This is a genomic window from Pseudomonas sp. C7.1 (assembly GCF_056312395.1).
The window spans coordinates 63,394-90,286 of sequence record NZ_JBWDTL010000003.1 but is presented as its reverse complement, the minus strand read 5'-3'; the positions used below and the strand labels follow the sequence as shown (position 1 = coordinate 90,286).

Annotated in this window: 28 protein-coding genes and 1 pseudogene; 12 read left to right on the top strand and 17 right to left on the bottom strand. The window is 59.8% G+C overall.

Annotated elements, in window-relative coordinates; all coding sequences use genetic code 11:
• Positions 1 to 110: 110 nt before the first annotated feature.
• Together AC0T4W_RS03735 and AC0T4W_RS03730 are read right to left on the bottom strand one after the other, a co-directional pair.
• Positions 111 to 1,457 (bottom strand): tryptophan--tRNA ligase, encoded by a 1,347-nt coding sequence (locus AC0T4W_RS03735; RefSeq protein WP_476316302.1) that lies wholly within the window; start codon positions 1,455 to 1,457, stop codon positions 111 to 113.
• A gap of 145 nt (positions 1,458 to 1,602) precedes the next feature.
• Positions 1,603 to 2,232 (bottom strand): alpha/beta hydrolase, encoded by a 630-nt coding sequence (locus tag AC0T4W_RS03730; protein ID WP_476316299.1) that lies wholly within the window; start codon positions 2,230 to 2,232, stop codon positions 1,603 to 1,605.
• A gap of 158 nt (positions 2,233 to 2,390) precedes the next feature.
• Here AC0T4W_RS03730 and AC0T4W_RS03725 point away from each other — a divergent pair, with 158 nt between their 5' ends.
• Positions 2,391 to 2,831, top strand: a complete 441-nt coding sequence (locus AC0T4W_RS03725) for a Z-ring associated ZapG family protein (protein ID WP_476316296.1) — start codon at positions 2,391 to 2,393, stop codon at positions 2,829 to 2,831.
• 103 nt (positions 2,832 to 2,934) lie between these two features.
• On the opposite strand, the gene ltrA is transcribed toward AC0T4W_RS03725, so the two are convergent.
• The 4 genes from ltrA to AC0T4W_RS03705 all read right to left on the bottom strand — a co-directional run bounded on the left by ltrA (position 2,935) and on the right by AC0T4W_RS03705 (position 8,630).
• On the bottom strand, positions 2,935 to 4,191 hold the full coding sequence (gene ltrA, locus AC0T4W_RS03720; RefSeq protein WP_476323438.1) for a group II intron reverse transcriptase/maturase: 1,257 nt from the start codon (positions 4,189 to 4,191) through the stop codon (positions 2,935 to 2,937).
• Positions 4,192 to 4,907: 716 nt separating this feature from the next.
• Positions 4,908 to 6,809 (bottom strand): sulfate adenylyltransferase subunit CysN, encoded by a 1,902-nt coding sequence (cysN, locus tag AC0T4W_RS03715; RefSeq protein ID WP_476316293.1) that lies wholly within the window; start codon positions 6,807 to 6,809, stop codon positions 4,908 to 4,910.
• A gap of 1 nt (position 6,810) precedes the next feature.
• Positions 6,811 to 7,728 carry a sulfate adenylyltransferase subunit CysD gene (gene cysD, locus AC0T4W_RS03710; RefSeq protein WP_476316290.1) on the bottom strand — a complete coding sequence of 306 codons (918 nt, stop codon included), beginning with the start codon at positions 7,726 to 7,728 and terminating at the stop codon, positions 6,811 to 6,813.
• A gap of 143 nt (positions 7,729 to 7,871) precedes the next feature.
• Entirely contained in the window at positions 7,872 to 8,630 is a 759-nt protein-coding gene (locus AC0T4W_RS03705) for a Nif3-like dinuclear metal center hexameric protein (RefSeq protein WP_476316287.1), read from the bottom strand.
• 112 nt (positions 8,631 to 8,742) lie between these two features.
• Here AC0T4W_RS03705 and algW point away from each other — a divergent pair, with 112 nt between their 5' ends.
• The gene (gene algW, locus AC0T4W_RS03700) at positions 8,743 to 9,885 is read left to right on the top strand and encodes a Do family serine endopeptidase AlgW (RefSeq protein ID WP_476316284.1); all 1,143 of its coding nucleotides are present in this window, start codon (positions 8,743 to 8,745) and stop codon (positions 9,883 to 9,885) included.
• A 225-nt stretch (positions 9,886 to 10,110) separates the two neighbouring features.
• Here algW and hisC read toward each other — a convergent pair whose 3' ends face one another.
• From hisC to AC0T4W_RS03650, 10 genes and pseudogenes are all read right to left on the bottom strand, one after another.
• The gene (gene hisC / locus AC0T4W_RS03695; RefSeq protein WP_476316281.1) at positions 10,111 to 11,163 is read right to left on the bottom strand and encodes a histidinol-phosphate transaminase; all 1,053 of its coding nucleotides are present in this window, start codon (positions 11,161 to 11,163) and stop codon (positions 10,111 to 10,113) included.
• 65 nt (positions 11,164 to 11,228) lie between these two features.
• Entirely contained in the window at positions 11,229 to 12,539 is a 1,311-nt protein-coding gene (gene hisD, locus AC0T4W_RS03690; RefSeq protein WP_476316279.1) for a histidinol dehydrogenase, read from the bottom strand.
• A gap of 180 nt (positions 12,540 to 12,719) precedes the next feature.
• Positions 12,720 to 13,346 carry an ATP phosphoribosyltransferase gene (hisG, locus tag AC0T4W_RS03685; RefSeq protein ID WP_476316276.1) on the bottom strand — a complete coding sequence of 209 codons (627 nt, stop codon included), beginning with the start codon at positions 13,344 to 13,346 and terminating at the stop codon, positions 12,720 to 12,722.
• 4 nt (positions 13,347 to 13,350) lie between these two features.
• Positions 13,351 to 14,616 (bottom strand): UDP-N-acetylglucosamine 1-carboxyvinyltransferase, encoded by a 1,266-nt coding sequence (gene murA / locus AC0T4W_RS03680; RefSeq protein WP_476316273.1) that lies wholly within the window; start codon positions 14,614 to 14,616, stop codon positions 13,351 to 13,353.
• A gap of 12 nt (positions 14,617 to 14,628) precedes the next feature.
• Positions 14,629 to 14,868, bottom strand: coding sequence for a BolA family protein (locus AC0T4W_RS03675; protein WP_476316270.1), 240 nt, complete (start codon positions 14,866 to 14,868; stop codon positions 14,629 to 14,631).
• 121 nt (positions 14,869 to 14,989) lie between these two features.
• Complete coding sequence (locus AC0T4W_RS03670) at positions 14,990 to 15,298, bottom strand: STAS domain-containing protein (RefSeq protein ID WP_476316267.1); 309 nt, start codon at positions 15,296 to 15,298, stop codon at positions 14,990 to 14,992.
• A complete protein-coding gene (locus AC0T4W_RS03665; RefSeq protein ID WP_476316264.1) occupies positions 15,295 to 15,927 on the bottom strand; it encodes an MlaC/ttg2D family ABC transporter substrate-binding protein in 633 nt (210 codons plus the stop codon). The genes AC0T4W_RS03670 and AC0T4W_RS03665 overlap by 4 nt, the downstream gene beginning before the upstream one ends.
• 14 nt (positions 15,928 to 15,941) lie before the next feature.
• Positions 15,942 to 16,412 carry an outer membrane lipid asymmetry maintenance protein MlaD gene (gene mlaD, locus AC0T4W_RS03660; RefSeq protein ID WP_476316262.1) on the bottom strand — a complete coding sequence of 157 codons (471 nt, stop codon included), beginning with the start codon at positions 16,410 to 16,412 and terminating at the stop codon, positions 15,942 to 15,944.
• Positions 16,412 to 17,208 (bottom strand): annotated as a pseudogene (gene mlaE, locus AC0T4W_RS03655) (lipid asymmetry maintenance ABC transporter permease subunit MlaE). Before mlaE ends, mlaD begins: the two are co-directional and overlap by 1 nt.
• Positions 17,153 to 18,016: an ATP-binding cassette domain-containing protein gene (locus AC0T4W_RS03650; protein ID WP_476316259.1), complete on the bottom strand. Its 864-nt coding sequence runs from the start codon at positions 18,014 to 18,016 to the stop codon at positions 17,153 to 17,155. The pseudogene mlaE and the gene AC0T4W_RS03650 overlap by 56 nt, the downstream one beginning before the upstream one ends.
• Before the next feature lie 246 nt (positions 18,017 to 18,262).
• Here AC0T4W_RS03650 and AC0T4W_RS03645 point away from each other — a divergent pair, with 246 nt between their 5' ends.
• The 10 genes from AC0T4W_RS03645 (at position 18,263) to AC0T4W_RS03600 (ending at position 25,397) form a co-directional block, all read left to right on the top strand.
• Positions 18,263 to 19,237: a KpsF/GutQ family sugar-phosphate isomerase gene (locus AC0T4W_RS03645; protein ID WP_476316256.1), complete on the top strand. Its 975-nt coding sequence runs from the start codon at positions 18,263 to 18,265 to the stop codon at positions 19,235 to 19,237.
• Positions 19,237 to 19,776 (top strand): KdsC family phosphatase, encoded by a 540-nt coding sequence (locus AC0T4W_RS03640; RefSeq protein ID WP_476316253.1) that lies wholly within the window; start codon positions 19,237 to 19,239, stop codon positions 19,774 to 19,776. The genes AC0T4W_RS03645 and AC0T4W_RS03640 overlap by 1 nt, the downstream gene beginning before the upstream one ends.
• A 7-nt stretch (positions 19,777 to 19,783) precedes the next feature.
• Positions 19,784 to 20,353: an LPS export ABC transporter periplasmic protein LptC gene (gene lptC / locus AC0T4W_RS03635; RefSeq protein WP_476316250.1), complete on the top strand. Its 570-nt coding sequence runs from the start codon at positions 19,784 to 19,786 to the stop codon at positions 20,351 to 20,353.
• A complete protein-coding gene (gene lptA, locus AC0T4W_RS03630) occupies positions 20,340 to 20,882 on the top strand; it encodes a lipopolysaccharide transport periplasmic protein LptA (RefSeq protein ID WP_476316247.1) in 543 nt (180 codons plus the stop codon). Before lptC ends, lptA begins: the two co-directional genes overlap by 14 nt.
• 2 nt (positions 20,883 to 20,884) lie before the next feature.
• On the top strand, positions 20,885 to 21,610 hold the full coding sequence (lptB, locus tag AC0T4W_RS03625) for an LPS export ABC transporter ATP-binding protein (RefSeq protein ID WP_476316245.1): 726 nt from the start codon (positions 20,885 to 20,887) through the stop codon (positions 21,608 to 21,610).
• 138 nt (positions 21,611 to 21,748) lie between these two features.
• Positions 21,749 to 23,263 (top strand): RNA polymerase factor sigma-54, encoded by a 1,515-nt coding sequence (locus AC0T4W_RS03620; protein WP_476316242.1) that lies wholly within the window; start codon positions 21,749 to 21,751, stop codon positions 23,261 to 23,263.
• Positions 23,264 to 23,453: 190 nt separating this feature from the next.
• A complete protein-coding gene (gene hpf / locus AC0T4W_RS03615) occupies positions 23,454 to 23,762 on the top strand; it encodes a ribosome hibernation-promoting factor, HPF/YfiA family (RefSeq protein WP_476316239.1) in 309 nt (102 codons plus the stop codon).
• A gap of 16 nt (positions 23,763 to 23,778) precedes the next feature.
• Entirely contained in the window at positions 23,779 to 24,252 is a 474-nt protein-coding gene (gene ptsN / locus AC0T4W_RS03610) for a PTS IIA-like nitrogen regulatory protein PtsN (protein ID WP_282876768.1), read from the top strand.
• A 2-nt stretch (positions 24,253 to 24,254) separates the two neighbouring features.
• Positions 24,255 to 25,112 (top strand): RNase adapter RapZ, encoded by an 858-nt coding sequence (rapZ, locus tag AC0T4W_RS03605; protein ID WP_476316236.1) that lies wholly within the window; start codon positions 24,255 to 24,257, stop codon positions 25,110 to 25,112.
• Between the two features lie 12 nt (positions 25,113 to 25,124).
• Positions 25,125 to 25,397: an HPr family phosphocarrier protein gene (locus tag AC0T4W_RS03600; RefSeq protein ID WP_476316233.1), complete on the top strand. Its 273-nt coding sequence runs from the start codon at positions 25,125 to 25,127 to the stop codon at positions 25,395 to 25,397.
• Positions 25,398 to 25,462: 65 nt separating this feature from the next.
• Here AC0T4W_RS03600 and pmbA read toward each other — a convergent pair whose 3' ends face one another.
• The gene (pmbA, locus tag AC0T4W_RS03595) at positions 25,463 to 26,809 is read right to left on the bottom strand and encodes a metalloprotease PmbA (RefSeq protein ID WP_476316230.1); all 1,347 of its coding nucleotides are present in this window, start codon (positions 26,807 to 26,809) and stop codon (positions 25,463 to 25,465) included.
• Positions 26,810 to 26,893 lie beyond the last annotated feature (84 nt).

Genomic DNA, 26,893 nt, shown 5'->3' with positions numbered 1-26,893 from the left:
GCGACGGCCCCGTTGATTGGCAATCGGGTAGGTTGGCGTTGAGCGCAGCGAAGCCCAACAAAAACGCAATGTTGGGCTTCGTCGCGTTGCTCCTCAACCCAACCTACACCTTACTCCTGCGGTGCTAGAGCCTCACGCAGACGCTGAATCGCCGCCTGACAGTCGCTGCTATCGGCAAATGCTGGGCTTTGCGCCACGCATTCATCGTCCAGCCAGACGCCAAATCCGCCGCTCTGCTCGCGTACATCCAGTGCCTCGCCGGATTGCAGGCGTTTGTTGACCATGCCTGCAGCCTTGCCATCGGCAAAGGATTTGGACAGCAGCAACTGCTCACCAGCGGCATCGAGCAGGCGGAAGCGGAAGCTGCCGTCGTCATCACGGAAGCTGACAAAGCGCGCGCTCTTGCCGGCTTTCTTCTTCTCGCCCGCCGTGTTGACGGCCTGGCTGCGGAACGAGCGCAGGCCAACGGCCTCACGCAGTTCACCAAGAAATGGCGTAGCAGTCTTGCGCGCCTTGGCGGCACCGGCCAGGAGGATATCTTCCAGATCAGCCGGTTTGCTGATCAGCGCGTGATAACGCTCGCGCGCCTCGCCCAGCTCGGCTTCCAGCAGGTTGCACAGCGCCTGCTTGGCTTCGCCCCAGGCCATGCCGCCCTCCAGCGCAGCGCGGAAGTCCGCCTGCTGAGTCGGCGCGGCAAAGGCCTGATACAGGGTAAACAGGTGCGAGCTGTCCGGGTCTTTCGGCTCGCCCGGCAGCTTGGAGTCGGTGACGATGCGCGCGACGGCGTCCTTGAGCTGCTTGGCGCTGCCGAACAACGGAATGGTGTTGTCGTAGCTCTTGCTCATCTTGCGCCCGTCGAGGCCCGGCAGGGTTGCCACGTCTTCCTCGATCACCGCCTCGGGCAGGGTGAATAGCTCCTTGCCGTTGCCGAACAGGTGGTTAAAGCGCTGAGCGATGTCGCGGGCCATTTCCACGTGCTGGATCTGGTCACGGCCGACCGGCACCTTGTGCGCGTTGAACATCAGGATGTCCGCAGCCATCAGCACCGGGTAGCTGAACAGCCCCATGCTGATGCCGGCATCCGGGTCTTCGCCCTGCTCGACGTTCTTGTCCACCGAAGCCTTGTAGGCGTGGGCACGGTTAAGCAGGCCCTTGCCGGCGACGCAGGTGAGCAGCCAACACAGCTCGGGAATCTCGGGAATATCCGACTGACGATAGAAGGTCGCCTTGTCAGTATCCAGGCCCAACGCCAACCAGGTTGCGGCGATTTCCAGACGCGAACGCTGGATACGCGCCGGTTCGTCGCACTTGATCAGCGCGTGATAGTCGGCCAGGAAGTAGAACGAATCCGCATCGGCCGCGCGGCTGGCAACGATGGCCGGGCGAATCGCGCCCGCGTAGTTGCCCAGGTGCGGCGTGCCGGTGGTGGTGATGCCGGTAAGGATACGAGTGGTCATATTCAAATTCGCTTTGCTTGAACCATCTTGCTGATCTTGCGAGCTAGAAGCTGGCTAGGCAAAAGCAGGCGAGGAAGCGGAGTGTACGGCTGTACATGAGCATTCCGAGCCTGATTTTAACGACGCCAGGTCGACGCGCAGCTGATCAGAGGCGAGGCAGCAGCAGATCTTTTAGGTCTGTAAGCTTGCCGTGAAAAAAGTGGCCGCATTCTGCCACTTTCAGCAGCTCATGGGCACGCCCGAGTGCAGCCGACCACTGGTAAACCGCCTGCGGGTCGATCACTTCGTCGTCTTCGGGCTGGATCACAATGAGCGGACAGTGGCTGGCTGGGGGGGCTTCCTCAGTCAGCCGGTGCACCGCCGGCGCCACCATAAACAACTTGTCGAGTGTCACGCCCTGGGTCTCAAGGCGCGCGCCCAGGGCAGCGGCAACAAAGCCGCCAAAGGAGAAACCCAGCAGGGTCAGGGGTAGCTCGGGGTGCTGTGCACGCAGCCAGTTGGCTACGGCCTCAGCATCATCCACCTCACCGCTGGCCATATCGTGGCTGCCAGCGCTGGCGCCGACGCCACGGTAATTAAAGCGCAACGTCGCCAAGCCACTGTCACGGGCAGTGCGCTGTAAAGTGGAGACCACCTTGTTGAGCATGGTACCGCCCTGCACCGGATTGGGATGGCAGATCAGCGCCACACCACGGGGATCGGGGGTGTTCAGCCACAGGGCTTCAAGTTGGCCGCTGGGGCCGGCAATCATCAGAGGGGTTTCGCGGGTGAGCAACAGGGAACTCCGTGACCTCACAGTGGGTCGACTCGTCTAGCTACAGCCTGCGCTGCTACACAGCTATACCGCCGCACACATCTCGGCATTGCATTGCGGTATACAGCGCAGGTTCGAGCCGTTAACGTAAAGCAAAGCCGTTTAGAGAGGAAGGACTCGTGGAACAGACGCTCACCGCCTGGTTGCTACCCGCCATTACCCTGGTCGCTGGCATTGCCATTGGCTTCCTGATTGCTCGCCTGGCGCCCAACGCAGCGCCAAGCCGCACCCAGCGTCAGCTGGATGAAATTCAAGAACGCTTCGCCACCTACCAGAGTGAGGTGGTGACCCACTTCAATACCACCGCAAATCTGGTGAAAAAGCTCAGCCAAACCCAGTTCGACGTGCAACAGCACCTGTCCGATGGGGCCAATCGCCTGGCACTGGATGAACTGACTCGCCAGCGCCTGCTCGCCACCTTGCATGCTGATGACAGCAGTGAAAAGCGCGAACGTATCAAGGCACCAGCACATCACGAAATGCCCAAGGACTACGCGCCGAAAAGCGCCGATGTACCGGGAATGCTCGACGAAAGCTACGGTTTGAAGAACAAGAAATAGCCGTTTATTCGGTCGCTTCAGCGACGGACAGAATCGAGTAGGAGGCGGATTCACATCCGCCGTCCTCTCACACCACCGTACGTACGGTTCCGTATACGGCGGTTCAGGCTATGCGGGTAAGCCGGTTGATCGTATCCAGTATCGAGACCAGTCCAAGCCGATCCCACAGCTTCTTCGGCAACGCCTGATTCATATGGGACGCTCCCGAGTTCCACCATGGGCCGCGACCATTAAAGGCTGACTTACAGGCGCGGGCTTCGCTGAGCCCCAGGCGCATCAGGTTGCGCGCCCTCGTTGAAGGCCGCTTCCATTGACGCCAGATGACGCAGCGAAGTTTATGCCGCACCCAACCGTCCAGTTCCTCAAGGGGTCGCTTGCTCTGACTTAGCTTGAAGTAGCCCGCCCAACCGCGCAGCACGGGGTTTATACGCTCGACGACGTTCGCCATCTTGTGGCCCCGCGCTCCGCGCAGCAGGTTTCTGAGGCGGTCGCGTAAACGACCCAAACTCATCGTCGACACTCTCAGCCTCGGCGGTTGATGCCAGCTCATCCCGTAGCCCAAGTAATCACACATCCACGACCCGGCTACTCGACTCTTTTCCCGGTTCAGCCTCAGTTTCAGGCGCTGATTCAGGAAACGCTCAACACCGGCCATCACTCGCGCGCCAGCACGACGACTGCGCACATAGATGTTCGCGTCGTCGGCATAGCGCACGAAGCGGTGGCCCCGCCGTTCCAGCTCGCGGTCAAGTTCGTTGAGCAGGATATTCGACAGCAACGGCGAGAGCGGGCCGCCTTGCGGCGTCCCTTCCTGCCGTCGACTGGAGATCCCGCCTGTCATCGTTCCGGCCTCGAGATAGCGGCGAATGAGCCTGAGCACCTGCTTGTCTTCGATTTGACGCTCTAAGTGGGCCATTAAAATGTCGTGATTGACCCGATCGAAAAATTTCTCCAGATCAAGTTCCACGCACCAACGGTGACCCGCTGCCACATGGGCGCGGGCTGTTTCAATGGCTTGATGAACGCTTCTGCCCGGACGAAAACCGTAGCTGTAGTCCGAGAACAGCGGATCGAAGATCGGCGTGAGTTGTTGCAGCAGGGCCTGCTGGATCAAACGATCCACGACGCAGGGGATACCCAACTGCCTGGTGCCGCCTTTGGGCTTGGGGATTTCGACGGCGCGCACACCTTGTGGGTGATACTCGCCGGCCAGCAGTCTCGCCTTGAGGGTTGGCCAATACTGTTTTACGTGGCCCGCCAATTCGTCGACCGTCATGCCATCGGCACCCGGCGCTCCCTTGTTGCTGACCACGCGCTGATACGCACGCTTCATATTCGCCGGTGCAAGCACCCGCGCCATCAGCGTGTCCGGCTCCGCGTTCGTCCACGCCACAGACGTCGCCGATGTCTGTGCACTGCCAGCCGCAAACCTCGGATTCCGTCCGGGACTTGGGGGGACAGCCCTCGTATTGAGAGATTTCTGCTTTTGCGACATTCGACAAGACTCTGACGCCTACTGGCGGCATAACCTGTTCGGCCCTTGGTGGCGCGGTTACTCGCCACTTACTACGGCCTGGGCTGACTTCTGCACGCTCATTCCGGCGCCTCACGGCGCTCGGTAGCACAGTGGCAAGCGTGCAGATCTCCCAGGGTAATTCGCGCGACCTTCCTGCTTATGCCTGTCGGATCTACGTCGTAGCGTTCCGTGCAAGTATCGGGCTTTGACGATTTTGGCCGCCTTACCCCGCTACGCCGCCTCATCCGCTTCCTGTACGTCAGGCCAGCATTTTGCCTCGGACTTCCTTCAGATTCGCAGTCACCCGCGACACCCTTGCCTCTGGCTAACACTTCCCCTTGCCGGGTGTGTAGAGGACTTTCACCTCCAAGTCACCAGCGAGGCCACCACAGCCAAGCTTGTTGCGCTTGCGCGCAACGCGCCATGCCTGGCGCACCAACAAAAAGCCCCGCTAACTTGGCGGGGCTTTTTATTGGCAGCAGATTATTGCCTGTAGAAGCGGCCCATGGCCGCGACCGCTTTTTCGCGGGCGTGGGCCGCTCCTACAATCGCCGCGTCCCTTAGATCGCGCCGCGCTCGCGCAGTAGAGCCAATACCTGTTTGACGCCCTCCTCCACCGACACCGACTGCGTATCGATCACCAGATCGGCATTCAGCGGCACGTCATAGGGGAAGGACTCGCCCGGGATATTGTCGCCACCGGCCGCGTACAAGCCTTGCGGGTCACGCTCGGCGCAGACTTGCGGGGACGCCTGGACGTAGACGGTGATCAGACGCTCGGCACCGATCAGCGCCTTGGCCTGTTCGCGGCCTTCGGCATCTGGCGCAACAAAGGCGGCCAGGGTCAGCAGGCCAGCTTCGTTGAACTGACGCGCGACGTGGGCGGCACGGCGCCAGTTCTCGGTACGCCCGGCGCGATCCTGCGGCAGACCTTTGTTCAGGTCGTGGCGCAGGTTCTGGCCATCCAGCACATACACCGCACGACCGGAGTCGAATAGTTTGCGCTCCACGGCATAGGCCAAGGTGCTCTTGCCGGCGCCGGACAGGCCGCTGAACAGCACGGTCGCCGGCTGCTGGCCGAAGCGCGTGGCACGCTCCTCAGTAGATACATGCGCCAGCTTGCCGTGATGGCCGCCAGCACCCGCTGCACCAAGCGGTTCAGCGATGATCATGCCAGCACCGACGGTGCCGTTGGTCAGGCGGTCGATGACAATAAATGAGCCGGTGGTGCGGTTGTGTGCGTAACCATCCAGCGCAATCGGGGCATCCAGGGCGATGCGCACCTGGCCGATTTCATTGAGCTGCAGGCTGCTCGCCGCGCCGTGTTCCAGGGTGTTTACATCAACCCGATGGGTAATGCTGGCAATTGAGCCCGGCACGTAGCTGGTGGCGCGCTTGATGTCGTACTTCTTGCCCGGCAGCATCGGCTCTTCGGCCATCCACACCAGCATGGCGTCGAAGCTGTCGACCACCTGCGGACGGTTGTCGCCGTGCACCAGCATGTCGCCACGGGAGACGTCGATTTCGTCTTCCAGGGTGATGGTAATCGCCTGGCCTGGGCCGGCCTGCTCCAGCTCACCTTCAAAGGTAACGATGGATTTGACCTTACTGCCCTTGCCCGATGGCAGGGCGATGACTTCGTCACCCTTGCGCACGATGCCGCTGGCCAGGGTGCCGGCGAAGCCACGGAAATTCAGGTTCGGACGGTTGACGTACTGCACCGGGAAGCGCAGATCGGTGAAGTTGCGGTCGCCCGCCACTTCTACGGTCTCAAGAATTTCCATCAGCGACTGGCCGGTGTACCAAGGCGATTGCTCGCTGTGGTTGACCACATTGTCGCCTTTAAGCGCCGACATCGGCACGAAGTGCAGCGAGCTTGGCTTGAGCGCGATACCTTCGGCGAACTTCAGGTAATCAGCCTTGATTTGCTCGAATACGCCTTGATCGAAGCCCTTGAGGTCCATCTTGTTGATGGCCACGACGATGTGCTTGATGCCCAGCAGGCTGGCGATAAAGCTGTGGCGCTTGGTCTGGGTCTGCACGCCATAACGCGCGTCGATCAGAATAATCGCCAGGTCGCAGTTGGAGGCACCAGTGGCCATATTGCGGGTGTACTGCTCATGGCCAGGGGTATCGGCAATGATGAACTTGCGCTTGGTGGTGCTGAAATAGCGGTATGCCACATCGATGGTGATGCCTTGCTCGCGCTCGGCTTGCAGGCCGTCGACCAGCAGCGCCAGGTCGATATCTTCACCGGTGGTGCCGACTTTTTTCGAGTCTTTGGTGATGGCATCCAGATGGTCTTCGTAGATCATCTTGGAGTCATGCAGCAAGCGGCCGATCAGGGTGCTTTTGCCGTCATCGACGTTGCCGCAGGTCAGAAAACGCAGCAGCTCTTTGCGCTCGTGCTGGGCCAGATAGGCGAGGATGTCCTCGCTGATCAGTTCGGATTGGTGCGACATCTTAAAAGTACCCCTGACGTTTTTTCTCTTCCATCGAGCCGGATGAGTCATGGTCGATGACTCGGCCTTGGCGCTCAGAGGTCTTGGCCAACAGCATCTCCTGGATAATTTCCGGCAAGGTGCTGGCTGTGGATTCCACCGCGCCAGTCAGCGGGTAGCAACCCAGGGTACGGAAGCGCACCATCTTTTTATGGATGCTGGCTTTTTGCTCAGGAGTGAGGTGTTCGAGGATGCGCTCGTCGTCGATCATGATCAGCGCGCCATTCATCTCGATCACTTCGCGCTCTTCGGCGAAATACAACGGCACAATCGGGATGCTTTCCAGGTAGATGTACTGCCAGATGTCCAGCTCGGTCCAGTTGGACAGCGGGAACACGCGGATCGACTCGCCCTTCTTGACGTTGCCGTTGTAGACATTCCACAGCTCGGGGCGCTGGTTTTTCGGGTCCCAGCGGTGCTTGTTGTCGCGGAAGGAGTACACGCGCTCTTTGGCGCGGGATTTCTCTTCATCGCGGCGCGCGCCACCGAAGGCAGCGTCGAAACCGTATTGGTCCAACGCCTGCTTGAGCCCTTCGGTCTTCATCACGTCGGTGTGCTTGGCACTGCCGTAGGTGAAGGGGTTCATGTCCTGCGCCACGCCATCGGGGTTGATGTGGGTGATCAGGTCCAGGCCGTACTCGTTGACCATCTTCTCTCGAAAGCGATACATCTCCTGAAACTTCCAGCGCGTATCGACGTGCAGCACCGGGAACGGCAGCTTGCCGGGAAAGAATGCCTTGCGCGCCAAGTGCAGCATCACGGCGGAGTCTTTACCGATGGAATAGAGCATTACCGGGTTGTCGAATTCGGCGGCCACTTCACGAATGATGTGGATACTTTCCGCCTCCAGCTGTTTCAGGTGGGTCAGTTTATCGAGCATGGCTACTCACGAAATTCGGTGTGTTTGGGCCGGCGGGCCGTGGACGAGGGCGCACTCTAGCACAGCACTCACTTCTATTCAGGGGCCTAGTTAGATCGAAAAGATCTAGCTTTATTCCCGCCGAACTGACCGTTTACGACCCATCAGATCGGATTAGGGCAGTCGATAAACAGATGCTCAATGGCAAAGCGCCGCGCCAGATAATCGCCCAACGCCTGCACGCCGTAACGCTCGGTGGCGTGATGGCCGGCGGCGATAAAGCTGACGCCATTCTCGCGGGCGCTGTGGAAGGTTTGTTCGGAAGCTTCGCCGGTCAGGTACAGATCAACCCCGGCGGCAATCGCCTGATCGATATAACCCTGACCGCCGCCGGTGCACCAACCGACTCGACGAATCATCTCATTGCCCTCGACCAGCAGCGGCTCACGACCGAGTACTTGATGCACATGGCGGGCGAAATCGCGCGGGCTCATGGCCTCACTCAGCGAGCCGACCAGGCCGACGGTGCGCGGGTTTTCCGGCTCCAGCGGCCCTTCGACGGTGATGCCCAACTGCGCGGCCAACTGCACGTTGTTGCCGACTTCAGGATGCACATCCAGCGGCAGGTGATAAGCCAGCAGGCTGATGTCGTTGGCTAACAGCGTTTGCAGACGGCGGCGCTTCATCCCGGTGACGCAGGGGTTTTCGCCCTTCCAGAAGTAACCGTGATGCACCAGCAGCACATCGGCTTCGGCCTCCACCGCAGCATCGACCAACGCCTGACTGGCGGTCACCCCGCTGACGATCCGGCGCACCTGCGGCCGGCCTTCGACCTGCAGGCCATTGGGGCAGTAATCGCTGATGCGCGCGGCATTCAGGTAGCGGTCGGCGTCTTCCACCAGGGTCGCCAGGGCAATGGCCATAGGGGTTTCCTTATCAACAGGGGTGCAGGCGCTGCTTTATTGCCGGCCGCTTCTCTATAATGGCGCACCTTAAGGGGCACACCCGCCCCCGGCAACCCTCAGGATTGGATCGATGTTCAAGGCCCTGCGTTTCCTCGGCTGGCCCCTGCTGGTCGGCGTGCTGTCAGCACTGCTGATCATGCAGTATTTCCCCCAATGGGTCGGCTTGCCGGGACAGGACGTGCACGTGCGCCAGGCACCGTTCTATGGCCGTATGCAGGAAGGGCCGGTGTCCTATGCCGCAGCGGTAACCGCTGCGTCCCCGGCCGTGGCCAACCTGTACTCCACCAAGTTCGTTAACAAAACCGCGACCCCGCTGTTCGAGGACCCGCAATTTCGCAAGTTCTTCGGCGACAACCTGCCCAAGCAGCGGCGCATGGAGTCGAGCCTCGGCTCGGCAGTGATCATGAGCCCGGAAGGCTACCTGCTGACCAATAATCATGTGGTCGCCGGTGCCGATCAGATTGTCGTGGCCCTGAAAGATGGCCGCGAAACCCTGGCGCGGATCATTGGCAGCGACCCTGAGACTGACCTGGCGGTGCTGAAGATCGACCTGCAGGACCTGCCCTTTATCACCCTCGGCCGCTCAGACAATATCCGCATCGGCGATGTCAGCCTGGCCATCGGCAACCCCTTTGGCGTCGGCCAGACCGTGACCATGGGCATTATCAGCGCCACCGGGCGCAACCAGCTGGGCCTCAACACCTACGAAGACTTTATCCAGACCGACGCGGCAATCAACCCCGGCAACTCCGGCGGCGCCCTGGTGGATGCCTACGGCAACCTGGTGGGCATCAATACCGCGATCTTCTCCAAATCCGGCGGTTCGCAGGGCATCGGCTTTGCCATCCCGGTGAAACTGGCGATGGATGTAATGCAGGCGATCATTGAGCACGGCCAGGTGATTCGCGGCTGGCTGGGTATCGAGGTGCAACCGCTGACGCCGGAGCTGGCGGAATCCTTCGGTATGGACGGTCGCCCCGGCATCGTTGTTGCCGGCATCTACCGCGACGGCCCGGCGCAAAAAGCCGGCCTGCAACCGGGTGATCTGATCCTCAGCATCGACGGTGAGGCCGCCGGTGATGGCCGCAGCTCGATGAACCAGGTGGCACGCGCCAAGCCGGGACAGAAGATCCTCATCGACATTCTGCGCAACGGCAAAGCGCTGCAACTAACCGCAGAAATAGGCGTAAGACCGCCCGCCAACGAAAAATGATCTCTCAGGTTTCGACTGCACGTCACACCAGGCCACCCGCATTAATCTGCAGGCGACAAAACGGCTATCTACCAATTGCGTGTAGCAAGGCGAGCATTCGTAGGTTGGGTTGAGGAGCAGCGCGACGAAGCCCAACGGGGCATACCGATCAGATGTAACCAATAACGGGGACATCGCCATAAAAAACCGCAGCAGTAACCAGCCCCGATTTTTTATGGCTGTTATCTACAACCCTTGCAGCACGTCCAGCAGCGCCTGGTTCTGCTCCGGCGCACCGATGGTGATACGCAGGAACTGGGCAATACGCTGTTGCTTGAAGTGACGCACGATCACCCCCTGTTCACGCAGGCCTGCTGCCAGAGTCGCCGCATCCTTATCCGGATGACGAGCGAAGACGAAATTCGCCGCAGAGGGCAGCACTTCAAAGCCCAGCGCCTTCAGCCCCGCCACTACCGCTTCACGGCTGTCGATCACACGCTGGCAGGTCTGCTCGAAGTAGGCCTTGTCCTCGAACGCCGCCGCCGCGCCGGCAATCGCCATGCGGTCCAGCGGATAGGAGTTGAAGCTGTTCTTGATCCGCTCCAGGGCTTCGATCAGATCCGGATGGCCGACCGCGATACCGACCCGCAGCCCGGCAAGCGAGCGCGACTTGGACAGGGTCTGGCTGACCAGCAGGTTGGGATATTTATCCACCAGGCTGATGGCCGTTTCACCGCCGAAATCAATATAGGCCTCGTCCACCAGTACCACGCTATCCGGGTTGGCCTGAAGCAGACGCTCAATGGCGTCTAGCCCCAGGGCACAGCCCGTCGGCGCATTAGGGTTGGGGAAGATGATGCCGCCGTTGGGCCGCGCGTAATCTTCCACGCGAATCTGAAACTGCTCATCAAGCGGAATTTGCTCGTTGGCGATGCCGTACAGCCCGCAGTAGACCGGATAAAAGCTGTAGCTGATATCCGGAAACAGCAGCGGCTGGCCGTGTTGGAACAGGCCGTGGAAAGCATGCGCCAATACCTCATCGGAGCCGTTGCCGACAAACACCTGGGCGGTCTGCACGCCGTAGTAATCAGCCACAGCCTGCTTAAGGTGGTCGCTATTGGGGTCCGGGTACAGGCGCAGGTTGTCATTCACCTCAGCCTGCATGGCGGCGATGGCCTTGGGCGATGGACCGTAAGGGTTTTCATTGGTGTTGAGCTTGACCAGCTTGGCCAGCTTCGGCTGCTCACCCGGCACGTAAGGCACCAGGTCTTTAACGAAAGGACTCCAGAATTTGCTCATCTGCCCTTCTCTCCTCGAATTCGTTGCGTTTTGATGGGTATCGCTGCGCTCAACCCATCCTACGTTTAGCCCTTGATGCGGTATTCGGCGCTGCGGGCGTGGGCGGTGAGGGACTCACCACGGGCCAGCACACTGGCCACCTTGCCCAGCTCCGACGCACCTTCAGCCGAGCAATGGATGATCGATGAGCGCTTCTGGAAGTCATACACCCCCAGCGGCGAGGAATAGCGCGCGGTGCCGGAAGTCGGCAGCACGTGGTTGGGGCCTGCGCAGTAATCGCCCAGGGCCTCGGCGGTGTAGCGGCCCATAAAGATTGCGCCAGCGTGACGGATCAACGGCAGGTACTGATCGGGATTTTCCACCGACAACTCCAAATGCTCCGGCGCGATACGGTTGGCCACCTCGATGGCCTGGGCCATATCAGCTACCTGAATCAGCGCACCACGGCCTTCCAGAGAAGTACGGGCAATGGTCTCGCGCTCCAACGTTGGCAGCAGCTTGGCGATGCTTTCGGCAACACGATCAAGGAAAGCAGCATCCGGGCTGACCAGGATCGACTGGGCGTCTTCGTCGTGCTCGGCCTGTGAGAACAGGTCCATGGCGATCCAGTCCGGATCGGTCTGGCCGTCACACACCACCAGAATCTCCGACGGGCCGGCGATCATATCGATACCGACCTTACCGAACACATGGCGCTTGGCGGTGGCCACATAGATATTGCCGGGACCAACGATCTTGTCCACCGGCGGCACGCTCTCGGTGCCATAGGCCAGCGCGGCCACAGCCTGAGCGCCGCCGATGGTGAATACGCGGTCGACACCAGCGATGCAGGCAGCGGCCAACACCAGCTCGTTAATTTCACCACGGGGGGTCGGCACCACCATGACCACTTCCGGCACGCCGGCAACCTTGGCAGGAATCGCGTTCATCAGCACTGAGGATGGGTACGAGGCCTTGCCGCCCGGCACATACAGGCCGGCGCGGTCCAACGGGGTGACTTTCTGCCCCAGCACCGTGCCGTCGGCTTCGGTGTAGGTCCAGGAATCCTGCTTCTGCCGCTCGTGGTAGCTGCGCACGCGCTCGGCGGCTTTTTCCAGGGCACTGCGCTGCTCGGGGGTGATGCGGGTCAGGGCCAGTTCCAGACGCTCGCGCGGCAGGATCAGGTCCGCCATGGAGGCAACATCCAGGCCGTCGAACTGCTTGGTGAACTCGACCAATGCCGCATCACCGCGCTCACGCACGGCCTTGATGATCTCCAGCACGCGATGGTTGACCGCATCATCCGAGACACTTTCCCAGCTCAGCAGATGATCCAGATGCTGGGCAAAGTCCTGGTCAGCGGCATTGAGACGGCGGATAGCGATAGGAGCGGTCATAGCGGGCCTCTTAGATTGGCAAATGCTCAAGCGCCCGTAGAGTAACAACCACTCCGCGCGGGCACCTGAGAATTTTGGCTATAACGCGGATAGGCTAGGCCGCACTGGGCGGCCATCAGACTCAGGCTGGAAGGTCGAAAAATGCTCCTGCATTTTCGACATTTCCGCCATCCCTGGCGGTCATCGCGCTTCGACCGCATCGCGCAGAGTATCGATCAACGTCTGAATACGCGCGTGCTGCATCTTCATCGAGGCTTTGTTGACGATCAGCCGCGAGCTGATCATGGCGATCAGCTCCTGAGCTTCCAGGCCATTGGCACGCAGGGTGTTGCCGGTGTCGACCACGTCAATGATCTTGTCAGCCAACCCCACCAGCGGCGCCAGCTCCATGGAGCCATACAGCTTGATGATATCGACCTGACGGCCCTGCTCGGCGTAATAACGCTTGGCCACGTTGACGAACTTGGTGGCCACGCGCAGCCGGCCTTTCGGCTCAGGCGCACCAACCGCACCGGCGGTCATCAGCTTGCACTGGGCAATACGCAGGTCCAGCGGCTCATACAGACCCTGGCCGCCGTACTCCATCAGCACGTCTTTACCGGCCACGCCGAGATCCGCCGCGCCGTGTTCGACATAAGTCGGCACGTCGGTGGCGCGCACGATCAGCAGACGCACGTCATCCAGGGTGGTCGGAATAATCAGCTTGCGGCTTTTATCCGGATTCTCGGTCGGTTCGATACCCGCCGCCGCCAGCAGCGGCAGGGTGTCATCGAGAATCCGACCTTTGGAAAGGGCAATGGTCAGCATGGCATCAACCCGGCACGCGGCGGATTTTGGCGCCCAGCATCTGCAACTTCTCTTCGATGCACTCGTAACCACGGTCGATGTGGTAGATACGATCGATCAGGGTGTCACCCTCGGCCACCAGGGCTGCAATCACAAGGCTGGCGGATGCACGCAGGTCGGTGGCCATGACTGGCGCGCCCTTGAGGCTTTCAACGCCAGTGACGATGGCGGTGTTGCCTTCGACCTGGATCTGCGCGCCCATGCGGATCATTTCATGCACGTGCATAAAGCGGTTTTCGAACACGGTTTCGATCACCGTGCCGGTGCCCTCGGCAATCGCATTGAGGGCGATAAACTGCGCCTGCATATCGGTGGGGAACGCCGGGTATGGGGCGGTGCGCAGGCTGACGGCTTTCGGCCGTTTGCCGTGCATGTTCAGCTCGATCCAGTCGTTACCACAGGTAATCTCTGCACCGGCCTCCTGCAACTTGGACAGCACCGACTCCAGGGTGGTCGGATCGGTGTCCTTGACCTTGACCCGGCCACCGGTGACCGCAGCGGCCACCAGGTAGGTGCCGGTTTCGATACGGTCGGGCATTACGCTGAAACGTGCGCCGTGCAGGCGCTCAACGCCGTCAATGGTGATGGTGTCAGTGCCGGCACCCGAAATCTTCGCGCCCATGGCGATCAGACAGTTGGCCAGGTCGACCACTTCCGGCTCGCGCGCGGCGTTTTCCAGCACGCTGCGGCCTTTGGCCAAGGTGGCGGCCATCATGATGTTTTCGGTGCCGGTCACGCTGACCGTATCGAAGAAGAAGTGCGCGCCACGCAGGCCGCCTTCCGGGGCCTTGGCCTTGATATAGCCGGCTTCGACATCAATGATCGCGCCCATGGCTTCGAGGCCACGGATGTGCAAATCAACCGGGCGCGAGCCGATGGCGCAACCACCGGGCAGAGCCACTTCGGCATAACCGAAGCGCGCGACCATGGGGCCGAGTACCAGAATCGAGGCGCGCATGGTTTTCACCAGCTCATAAGGTGCGACCAGGGTCTTGATCGCCCGCGCATCCACTTCCACGCTGAGCTTCTCGTCGATGACTGGCTCAATGCCCATGCGACCGAACAACTCGATCATGGTGGTGATGTCGTGCAGGTGCGGCAGGTTGCAGATGGTGACAGGTGCGTCACCGAGCAGGGTGGCGGCGAGAATCGGCAGGGCAGAGTTCTTCGCCCCGGAAATGCGGATTTCGCCATCAAGGCGCACACCGCCGGTAATAATCAGTTTGTCCATGATTCTCTCGGTTTAGGAGCGCGCGGCCCAATCGGCACGGCTAAAAAATTTCATACTCACGGCGTGGATGCTGCCATCGGCGATCCAGGCATTGAGGTGGGCGTAGATCTGCTGCTGACGCTTGACCGGACTAAGGGCGGCCAATTGGTCACTGATCAGGTTCAACTGAAAGTTGCAGCCTTCGCCTTCAACTTCTACCTGGGTATCCGGCAATTTAGCCTCAAGGAGACTTTTTACTTCTAAGGCCTGCATGCTCAACCTCGATCAATGCATGAATTAACGACTGCCGAGCAGACGCTCGCGGGCCTGGCATCATACAAAAAAGCCCCCCGCCTGCGAACCCCGCATTATTCCCAGCCGACCGCAGCCCTGCTCAAGCTTGCAACGGCAGAATTTCAAGCAAACCGCAGACGCCTGCTATTTCACGCATATCCTTGGGCAGATTGCTCACACTCAAGGTCTTGCCGGCTGCACTGGCGTCGCGCATAAACGCCAGCAGCAACGATAGGCCAACGCTGCTGGACTTCTCCACACCGCCGCAATCGAGCACGCAAACGGCTGCCGGGCTGACCTTGAGCAGACGTGCGCCTTGCTCGCGCAGCGCCGGAGCGCTCAGGTAATCCAACACACCCGTCAGGCTGAAAACGCCTGGCGACATCTCACTGATGCTGGCCTGCCTCACGATGCATTTGTCCCTTGACGAGCCTTGGCAACGCTATCGGTCCAGTTGTCGATAACCTTGTCTAGGTCATTACGATTGTCCTGCATAGCCTGAGCGAATTGATCACGGAACAATTTGCCGACGTTGATACCGTTGATGACCACATTGCGCATTTTCCAGATGCCGTTCTGGTTGACCATGGTGTAGGACAACGGGTAGACCGTGCCATTACCGTCCTTGATCTCCATATTCACCGAGGTGCGCTGCGGGTCCTGCGCACCATTCACCGGCAGCACGCGGATGCCCTGGTTGTTGTATTCCAGCAGGGCATTGCCATAGAACTGCATCAGGCTGCGCTTGAAGTTTTCCTGAAAGCGCTGCATCTGCTCGGGCGAGGCCTGGCGTGAGTAGCGCACGGTCATCACGCCACGGGAAATACCGTCGACGTCGACTACCGGCCCGAGAATGTTGTTCAGCGCGTTGTAAAACGCCCCCGGGTCGGTACGGTACTGCTCTTTGTTGGCCTTGAGGTCAGCCAGCAGCGTGGTAGTGGTCTGCTGCACCACCTCATGAGCAGCTGGGGCGGCCAGCGCCGAGAAAGACATGGCAGCCAGACAAATAAACAGACCATTACGCAGTGCTTTGAACATAGTCAGTACCTCTATTAATTAGCCTGGTCTTTATTGACCGAATTAAGCAAAAACTTGCCAATCAGGTCTTCCAGCACCAATGACGACTGCGTGTCGTGAATAGTGCCGCCATCGCGCAGCACTTCTTCTTCGCCGCCCACGCTAATCCCAATGTATTTTTCGCCCAGCAAACCTGCGGTCAGAATCGAGGCGGTGGAATCTGTCGGCAGGTTATCTACAGCATCATCGAGCACCATGGTGACGCGCCCCATATAGCTGTTGCGGTCCAGATCAATGGCGGTGACCTTGCCGATTGCCACACCGGCCATGGTCACTTTCGATCTGACCGTCAAACCGGCAATATTCTCAAAGTGCGCGTACACCTTGTAGGTATTGTCGCTGCTGCCGACGGTCAGGCCACTGACGCGCAAGGCCAGCAGTAACAAGGCCAATAACCCGGCCAACAGGAACAAGCCGACACCAATTTCCAGCGTGCGGTTCTGCATCAGAAATCTCCAAACATCAAAGCGGTCAGAATAAAGTCCAGCCCCAATACGGCGAGCGAGGCGTACACCACGGTTTTCGTGGTGGCACGACTAATCCCTTCCGAAGTCGGCTCACAGTCATAGCCCTGGAACACGGCGATCCAGGTCACGACAAACGCAAAAACCACGCTCTTGATCACACCATTGAGCACATCTTCACGAAACGAAACACTGCTTTGCATATTGGCCCAGAACGAGCCCTCATAAACCCCCAGCCAGTCAATGGCGACCATCGCCCCCCCCAGATACCGACCACGCTGAAGATCATCGCCAGCAGCGGCATCGAGATAAAACCGGCCCACAAGCGCGGCGCGACAATATATTTAAGCGGGTCAACGCCAATCATCGCCAGACTCGACAGCTGCTCGGTGGATTTCATATTGCCGATCTCTGCGGTTAACGCCGACCCCGCACGGCCAGCAAACAACAAGGCGGTGACCACCGGACCCAGCTCGCGCAGCAGGGTCAGGGCAACCATCTGCCCAACCGCCTGCTCAGAGCCGTACTGGGCCAAAATGCTAAAGCCCTGCAGCGACAGCACCATGCCGATAAAAACGCCGGACACCACAATGATGGCCAAGGACATCACGCCAACCGAATACAACTGCTTAACCAGTAACTGAAAACTGTTACCGGTTGAGCTACGACCAAACAGCGCGCGCAACAGAAACACACCAGAACGCCCCAGTGTGGCTACTACATCAATACCGGCGCGCCCAAATAAACGCACCCGTTCGAGCACAGATGTCTTGCGCATCAGCGCCCCCCAAAAGATCGTCGCGGTAGTTGGCCGCCGGAAAGTGGAACGGCACCGGGCCGTCGGGGATGCCCTGCATAAACTGACGCACGCGCGGATCATCCGACCCCATCAACTCGGCCGGTGTGCCCTGCCCCAGCACCTGAGTATCGCCGACGATATAGATGTAGTCGGCGATGCTCGCGGTTTCCGCCAAGTCATGGGACACCACAATGCTGGTGATCGCCAACGCATCGCTGAGCAAGCGAATCAGACGCACCAGAACACCCATGGCAATCGGGTCCTGCCCCACAAAAGGCTCGTCATACATGAGGATTTGCGGATCTAGAGCAATCGCCCGGGCCAGCGCCACACGGCGCTTCATACCGCCGGACAACTCATCTGGCATCAAGTCCAGCGCACCACGCAGGCCCACCGCCTGCAACTTCATCAGCACGATGTCGCGAATCATCTCTTCCGGCAGCTGGGTGTGCACCCGCAGCGGGAAGGCGACGTTCTCGAACACATCCAGGTCAGTAAATAGCGCACCACTCTGGAACAACACGCCCATCTGCTTGCGCATATCGAACAGTTCGCTGCGCGACAGCGTCGGCAAATTCAGGCCATTGACCCAGACTTCACCCTGGCTCGGTTTGAGCTCGGCCGCGATCAGGCGCAGCAGCGTGGTTTTGCCACAGCCAGACGGCCCCATGATCCCGGTGACCTTGCCACGGGGAATGTTGATATCGATGTTTTGGAAAATATCCCGCTCGCCGCGTTTAAAGCTGACGTTTTTCAGCTCAACTGCATACGGGTTCTCGGCGCTCATCTGGACTCCTTGCTCAACGCGTGCCTGACTGACGTAGCGCCCCGAACAAAGGACACCACGAGTCGTCGAACGTACCGAAAATGGCCGCGAACTATACCATCGTGGCATTCCTCGCCCAAGACTGAAGGTGTTGCCGAAGATAAGCGCCGCACAGTTTCTGCAAGCAACTGACGACTGGAAACACTGGGCAGGCGCACCTTTACCGTTATAATCGGCTGCTTTTAGCCCGTACACCGCAGAGAAGTCATGAGCCAGTCAACCGATCTGATCCAGTCAGCGCAGCGCACCATTCGCCTGGAACTCGAAGCAATCCAGGATCTGCTGGCGCGCATCGACGGTGATTTTGTCCGCGCCTGCGAGCTGATTCTCTCCAGCAAAGGTCGGGTCGTGGTGGTCGGCATGGGCAAATCCGGCCACGTCGGCAACAAGATCGCGGCCACCCTGGCCAGTACCGGCACCACCGCATTTTTTGTGCATCCAGCCGAGGCGAGCCACGGCGACATGGGCATGATCACCCGCGATGACGTGGTGCTGGCCCTTTCTAACTCGGGCTCCACCGCAGAAATCGTCACCCTGCTACCGCTGATAAAACGCCTCGGCATCCGCCTGATCAGCATGACCGGCAACCCCGAGTCGCCACTGGCCAAGGCCGCCGAAGTCAATCTGGACGCCCGCGTATCCCAGGAAGCTTGCCCACTGAACCTGGCCCCAACGTCCTCCACCACCGTATCGCTGGTACTCGGCGACGCCCTGGCCATTGCTCTGCTGGAAGCCCGCGGCTTTACCGCCGAAGATTTCGCGTTTTCCCATCCAGGCGGCGCATTGGGCCGACGCCTGCTGCTCAAGGTGGAAAACGTCATGCACGCCGGCGATAGCCTGCCACGCGTCAACCGCGGCACCTCGCTGCGTGATGCACTGCTGGAAATGACCCAGAAAGGCCTGGGCATGACCGTGGTGACCGAAGGCGATGGCCGCCTGGCCGGGATATTCACCGACGGCGACCTGCGCCGCACCCTGGATCGCAATATTGACGTGCGCCAAACCATTATTGATGACGTAATGACCGCCCACGGCAAGACCGCCCGCGCGGAAATGCTCGCGGCAGAGGCTTTGAAAATCATGGAAGACCATAAGATCAGCTCGCTGGTGGTGATCGACGACAACGATCTGCCAATTGGCGCACTGAACATGCACGACCTGCTCCGCGCCGGGGTGATGTGATGAGCACAGAACAGATCAACCCCGACCTGCTGCAACGCGCCCAGGCCATCAAACTGGCTATTTTCGATGTCGACGGCGTGCTCACCGACGGCAAACTGTACTTTCTGGTCGACGGCAGCGAATTCAAGACCTTCAACACCCTCGACGGCCACGGCATCAAGATGTTGATCAACTCTGGCGTGCGCACCGCAATTATCAGCGGCCGCAAAACGCCGGTGGTTGAACGACGCGCGCAGAACCTGGGTATTCAACACCTGTACCAAGGCCGCGAAGACAAGCTGGTGGTGCTCGATGAACTGCTCGGCGAACTGGGCCTAGACTATGCTCAGGTCGCTTATCTGGGTGACGACCTGCCCGATCTGCCGGTGATCCGCCGCGTAGGTCTGGGCATGGCGGTCGCCAGTGCCGATGGTTTTGTCCGCCAGCACGCCCACGGCATTACCCGCGCTCGCGGCGGTGAAGGCGCCGCCCGTGAGCTCTGCGAGTTGATCATGCACGCCCAAGGCACCCTTGAAGCCGCTCAAGCCGCTTACCTATAGGCCAACCATGCCCCGCAAGTTATTCAATATTGCCCTGTTCGCCTTTGCTGCACTGCTGGTGGCGGCGCTCGGCTACTGGAACCTCAACCCGGACAGCTTTAATCAGCAAACCGGTAAGAGCGAGACGGACAACGCCATCGATTTTTACGCCACCAACACCCATACCGTGCAATACCAGGCCGATGGCAAACTGCACTACGAGCTGACCGCAGACAAGGTTGAGCACGTCAAGGCCAGTGACGTCACCCTGATGACCAGCCCGAACATGAACCTGTTCCGCGGCACTGAGCTACCCTGGAAAATCCGCAGCGAGCACGGTGAAGTGTCGCCAGGCGGCGTTGAAGTTGAACTGATCGACAAGGTGCGCGTTGAACGCACCGATGCCAAAGGCCGCCCGACCATCCTCACCACCAGCCGCCTGACCATATTCCCCGAGAAGGAATATGCGCAGACCCAGCAAGCCGTTAGAATCGACGCGGCCAATGGGGTGACCACGGCAAATGGAATGAAAGCGTACATGAATGACGGCCGGATGCTCCTGCTGTCCAACGTAAGAGGTCAGCATGAGGCTCGTTAACACCCTCCCCCTACTACTTAGCCTTAGTGCCGCACTCGGAAGTGCAAGCGCCTGGGCCCTGCCGTCCGACCGCGAACAGCCTATCCGTATTCAGGCCGACAGCGCAGAACTGGACGACAAACAAGGCGTAGCCGTTTATCGCGGCGATGTAATCATTACCCAGGGCACCATGAAGGTTACCGGCGACACCGTAACCATCACCCAGAATGCCCAGGGTGATGTCGAGGTATTCACCTCAGTTGGCAAACCCGCCTACTACGAACAAAAACCGTCAGCCGACAAACAGATCGTCAAGGCTTATGGCCTGACCATCCAGTACTTTATGGCCAATGATCGCGTGGTGCTGATCGACCAGGCCAAGGTGATTCAGGAAGGCAACACCTTCGAAGGCGAGAAAATTGTCTACGACACCCAGCGCCAGATCGTCAACGCCGGCCGCGCCACAGGCACCAACATCACGGTGCCACGCCCGCGCATCGACATGGTGATCCAACCGAAGAACAAACCAGCCGACCAGCAGGCGCAGTAATAATGGCCACATTGAAAGCCCAACACTTGGCCAAAAGCTATAAAGGCCGCCAGGTCGTGCGCGACGTCAGCCTGAGCATCGATAGCGGGCAGATTGTCGGCCTGCTTGGCCCCAACGGCGCCGGTAAGACCACCTGCTTCTACATGATCGTTGGTTTGGTCCAGGCCGACCAGGGTCGCGTGATGATCGACGATCTCGACGTCAGCCATCAGCCGATGCATGGCCGTGCTCGCGCCGGTATCGGCTACCTGCCGCAGGAAGCTTCAATTTTCCGCAAGCTCAGCGTGGCCGACAACATCATGGCCATTCTGGAAACTCGCAAGGACCTCGACGGCGCCGCACGCCGCAAGGAGCTTGAGGGTCTGCTGCAGGAATTCCATATCAGCCATATCCGCGACAATCTCGGCATGAGCCTGTCCGGCGGTGAACGCCGCCGCGTGGAAATTGCCCGCGCCTTGGCGACCAACCCCAAGTTCATCTTGCTTGATGAACCCTTCGCCGGTGTCGACCCGATTTCCGTGGGCGACATCAAGCAGATCATCCATCACCTCAAAGACAAGGGCATCGGTGTATTGATCACCGACCACAACGTCCGCGAGACCCTGGACATCTGCGAAACCGCCTATATCGTCAGTGATGGCCAACTGATCGCTGAAGGTGATGCCGAGGCGATTCTGGCCAACCAGACAGTGAAAGAAGTTTACCTGGGGCATGAGTTCAAGCTGTAACCACCGCTTTTATCAAGCCGACTGCTGCCACGGCTAGGCAAAACCTTTAAAGTCAGGCATATAATTTGCTTCCTAGTGGCGCTTTTTAAAAACGCCCTGTAGTGGATTGCGCACAGACGCCGGTAAATAAGGTCTGCAATGAAACCATCGCTAGTCCTGAGAATGGGCCAGCAGCTGACGATGACACCGCAGCTGCAACAGGCCATCCGCCTGCTCCAACTGTCCACCCTGGATCTGCAACAAGAGATTCAGGAGGCCTTGGAGTCCAACCCGATGCTCGAACGCCAAGAAGATGGCGATGACTTCGACAATTCGGACCCTATGGCCGATGGCGCAGAAAGCGCCAGCCCCAGCGAACAGCCCGAAACGCCCTATCAGGAAACCAACTACCAGGAAGCCACGCAGACCGTGGACAACCTGGAAGAAGGCGATTGGGGCGAGCGTATTCCCAATGAGCTGCCTGTCGATACCGCCTGGGAAGACATCTACCAGACCAGCGCCAGCAGCCTGCCCAGCAACAGCAATGATGACGACGAGTGGGATTTCACCACCCGTACCTCCAGCGGCGAGAGCCTGCAAAGCCACCTGCTCTGGCAGCTCAACCTGGCGCCGATGTCGGACAAGGACCGCCTGATCGGCGTTACCCTGATCGACTGTATCAACCAGCAAGGCTACTTAGAAGAAACCCTGGAAGAAGTGGTCGAAGCCTTCGATCCGGAACTGGACATCGAACTCGACGAAGTCGAAGCCGTGCTGCACCGCATTCAGCAGTTCGAGCCCACCGGCATCGCCGCGCGCAACCTGGGCGAATGCCTGCTGCTGCAGCTGCGCCAGCTGCCGGCGAAAACCCCGTGGCTGAGCGAAGCCCAGCGTTTGGCCAGCGACTACCTCGACCTGCTCGGTAGCCGCGATTACAGCCAACTGATGCGCCGCATGAAGCTCAAGGAAGATGAACTGCGCCAGGTTATCGATCTGATCCAGAGCCTCAACCCGCGCCCTGGCTCGCAGATCGAATCGAGCGAACCGGAATACGTGGTGCCCGACGTGATTGTGCGCAAGCACAACGAGCGCTGGCTGGTGGAGTTGAACCAGGAAGCCATGCCGCGCCTGCGGGTCAACGCGCAATACGCAGGCTTTGTGAAGCGTGCCGACTCCAGCGCCGACAACACCTTTATGCGCAACCAGTTGCAGGAAGCGCGCTGGTTTATCAAGAGCCTGCAAAGCCGCAACGAAACCCTGATGAAGGTCGCCACGCAGATCGTCGAGCACCAACGCGGCTTCCTCGATTACGGCGACGAGGCCATGAAGCCCCTGGTGCTGCACGATATTGCCGAAGCAGTGGGCATGCACGAGTCGACCATTTCGCGGGTCACCACGCAGAAGTTCATGCACACCCCGCGTGGCATTTACGAGCTGAAATACTTCTTCTCAAGCCACGTCAGCACCTCCGAGGGCGGCGAATGCTCGTCCACCGCGATCCGCGCCATCATCAAAAAACTGGTCGCAGCGGAAAATGCGAAAAAGCCGTTGAGTGACAGCAAGATCGCTGGTTTACTGGAAGCACAAGGCATTCAAGTCGCCCGCCGCACGGTCGCTAAGTACCGTGAATCCCTCGGAATAGCGCCTTCCAGTGAGCGCAAACGATTGATCTAAGGCGGCACGAAGAAGGAAGACAGCACTCGATACAGAACACGCACGGTCTCGTCTTTCGCAAAAGCAGCCATACTGCAAACACGCAATAAGCGACCGTGCCAGGCTCGTTCTGCAGAGTCTTCCACGCCACAGTGTTCCGGCGGCAGGCCTCTCGCCTGCCTCTTACACACGGCAACAAGGAGAAAGCGGTATGCAAGTCAACATCAGTGGACACCAGCTGGATGTGACCGACGCCCTGCGCGACTACATCGGCGAGAAACTCAGCCGATTAGAGCGCCACTTCGACAAGATCACCAATGTGCAGGTCATAATGGAGGTCGAGAAGCTCAAGCAGAAAATCGAAGCGACCTTACATATTGCCGGCGGCGAGATCGTCGGCAATGCCGAACACGAAGACATGTACGCAGCCATCGACCTGCTGACCGACAAACTCGATCGACAACTCATCAAGCACAAGGAAAAACAGCTCGAACGTCAACAGGGCGCAATGGCCCGCTGACTTCGCACTCCCTCCTATGATCCGACTTGAAACCATACTGACCCCCGGCCGTTCTTTGGTGAACGTGCCGGGCGGCAGCAAAAAACGTGTTCTCGAACAGATTGCCAACCTGGTGGCGCGCGAGCTGCCTGACCTGGACGGCCAAGACATCTTCGAAAGCCTGATTGCCCGCGAAAAACTCGGCTCAACCGGTTTCGGTAATGGCATTGCCATTCCCCACTGCCGCCTGCCCGGTTGTACCGCGCCGATCAGCGCTTTATTGCGCCTGGACGCCGCCGTGGACTTCGACGCCATCGACGGTGCGCCCGTGGACCTGTTGTTTGTCCTGCTGGTACCCGAAGCGGCAACCGATGCTCACCTGGAACTGCTCCGGCAAATCGCCAGCATGCTTGACCGCAGCGATGTGCGCGCCAACCTGCGCCAGGCAGAGAGTAGCGAAGCCTTATATCAGGTGGTCGTGGACGTACAAAGCCAACTTAACCGAGCCTGAGCATGCGTCTGATCATCGTTAGCGGTCGCTCCGGCTCCGGGAAGAGCACCGCCCTTGATGTGCTCGAGGACAACGGTTTCTACTGCATCGACAACCTGCCCGCCGGGCTGCTGCCTGAACTGGCCGAACGCGCCCTGCTGCACACCGAGCTGCTGCAACCGCAGGTCGCGGTGTCGATTGATGCGCGCAACCTGCCGAGCCATCTCAAGCGCTTCCCCGAACTGCTCGATGAAGTGCGCGCACGGAACATCAAGTGCGATGTGCTCTACCTGGATGCTGACGAAGAAACCCTGCTCAAACGCTTCTCAGAAACCCGCCGGCGTCACCCGCTGACCAACGAGAATCGCTCGCTGGCCGAAGCCATTGCCGATGAAGCGCTGCTACTGGGTCCGATCATCGACCTGGCCGACCTGAAGATCGACACCACTCACCTCAACCTGTATCAGCTGCGCGACAGCCTCAAACTGCGCCTGCTTAATCAGCCCGAGCCGGGCACCGCGTTTCTGCTGGAGTCTTTTGGTTTCAAACGCGGTATGCCGGTGGATGCCGACCTGGTGTTCGATGTGCGCTGCCTGCCCAACCCCTACTGGAAGCCGGACTTGCGCGACTTCTCCGGGCTCGACCAGCCGGTCGTCGACTACCTCTCGGCCCAGGCCGATGTCGAAGACATGTACCAGGACATCCTCGCCTACCTGACCAAATGGCTGCCGCGCTTTGCCGCCAGCAATCGTGCTTATGTAACGGTGGCGATTGGCTGTACCGGCGGTCATCACCGCTCGGTGTACCTGGCCAACCGTCTGGGGCAAACCCTCAAACCCATCCTGAAAAACGTTCAGACTCGCCACCGCGACCTCAGTTAAGGAATTGCCGCGATGCCCGCCTGCGAAATCACCATTATCAACAAGCTTGGCCTGCACGCCCGCGCGGCGGCCAAGTTTGTCGGCGTCGCTGGGCGTTTTCCTTGCCAAGTCAAAGTCGGCCGCACGCCGGAAAGCCTGGTCGACGGCAAGAGCATCATGGCAGTGATGATGCTCGCTGCCGGCAAGGGCACTGCCGTGCATGTGCATACCGAAGGCGAGCAGGATAGCGAGGCGTTGCAGGCTCTGAGTGAGCTGATCAACAACTACTTCGATGAAGGCGAATAGCTGATCCAAAGACAAAAAAGGGGCTGAACGCTTAAGCGACAGCCCCTTTTTTCATACAACAGGAATCAACTACCCGCCACGGTCATCCGCTCAATCAGCACCGAACCGGTGCGGATATTGCTGCGCAGCTCCAAGTCATTGCCCACCGCGACAATCTGCTTGAACATATCGCGCATATTGCCGGCGATGGTGACTTCCTGCACCGGGAACTGGATCTCGCCGTTCTCCACCCAGTAACCGCCCGCACCGCGTGAATAGTCGCCGGTGACCATATTCAGCCCCTGCCCCATCAGCTCGGTGACCAGCAGGCCGCGCCCCATACGTTTGAGCAGCGCCTGCTGATCTTCATTGCCATGGCTGACAAACAGGTTGTGCACACCGCCAGAGTTGGCGGTGCTGGGCATGCCCAGCTTGCGCCCGGAGTAGGTACCCAGCACATAGGACAACAGCTCGCCGCGCTCGACAAAGGCTTTGGCATAGGTCGCCAAGCCATCACCATCGAAGGCCGCACTGCCCAGCGCGCGGGGAATGTGCGGGCGCTCATCCAGCGTCAGCCACTCTGGGAATAACTGCTGGCCTAATGTCCCCTCAAGAAACGACGATTTGCGGTACAGGTTGCCACCGGAAATAGCCGCGAGAAAGCTGCCAAACAGGCCACCGGCCAGCTCGGCGGCGAACAGCACCGGTACTTCGCAGGTCGGCACCGGGCGCGCACCCAAACGGCTTACAGCCCGCTCGGCGGCGCGGCGGCCGATGCTGCCGGCATCGGCCAGCAGCTCGCCCTGGCGATTGACGTCATACCAATAGTCACGCTGCATCTGCCCGCCGTCTTCGGCGATCATCACGCAGCTCAGGCTGTGCCGCGTGCTGGCATAACCGCTGATAAAACCGTGACTGTTGCCATAGACCCGGCAGCCCTGATGGGTATTGAGCGTGGTGCCGTCGGCATTCTTGATCCGCTTATCCGCCGCAAAGGCCGCCGCCTCGCAGCTCAAGGCCTGTTCGATGGCCTGCTCGGGGGTGATCGACCAAGCGTGATACAGATCCAGCTGCGGCAACTCGCGGGCCATCAGCGCGGCATCGGCCAGACCGGCGCACTCATCTTCGGAGGCATGCTTGGCAATCGCCAGGGCCGCCGCGACGGTTTCGCGAATCGCTGCCTCACCGCTCGCCGAGGTGCTGGCCGAGCCTTTGCGCTGACCGACATACAGGGTGATGCCAAACCCCTGGTCGCGGTTGAACTCGACCGTTTCCACCTCAGCCTGACGCACCGTGGTGGACAAGCCCTGCTCCACCGATACCGCCACTTCGCAGGCACTTGCGCCCTGCTTTCTGGCCTCGGCAATAATCTGCTCCACCTGCGCCTGCAATTGCGGCACAGCCTCGGGGCCGACGATGTCTACTGCACTCATAAAAACTCCTGAACGATAAGCGGCAAGCGCGGCCACACAGGCCAGACGCTTACAGCTGGAAACTTGCTGCTATCATGTCGGCGT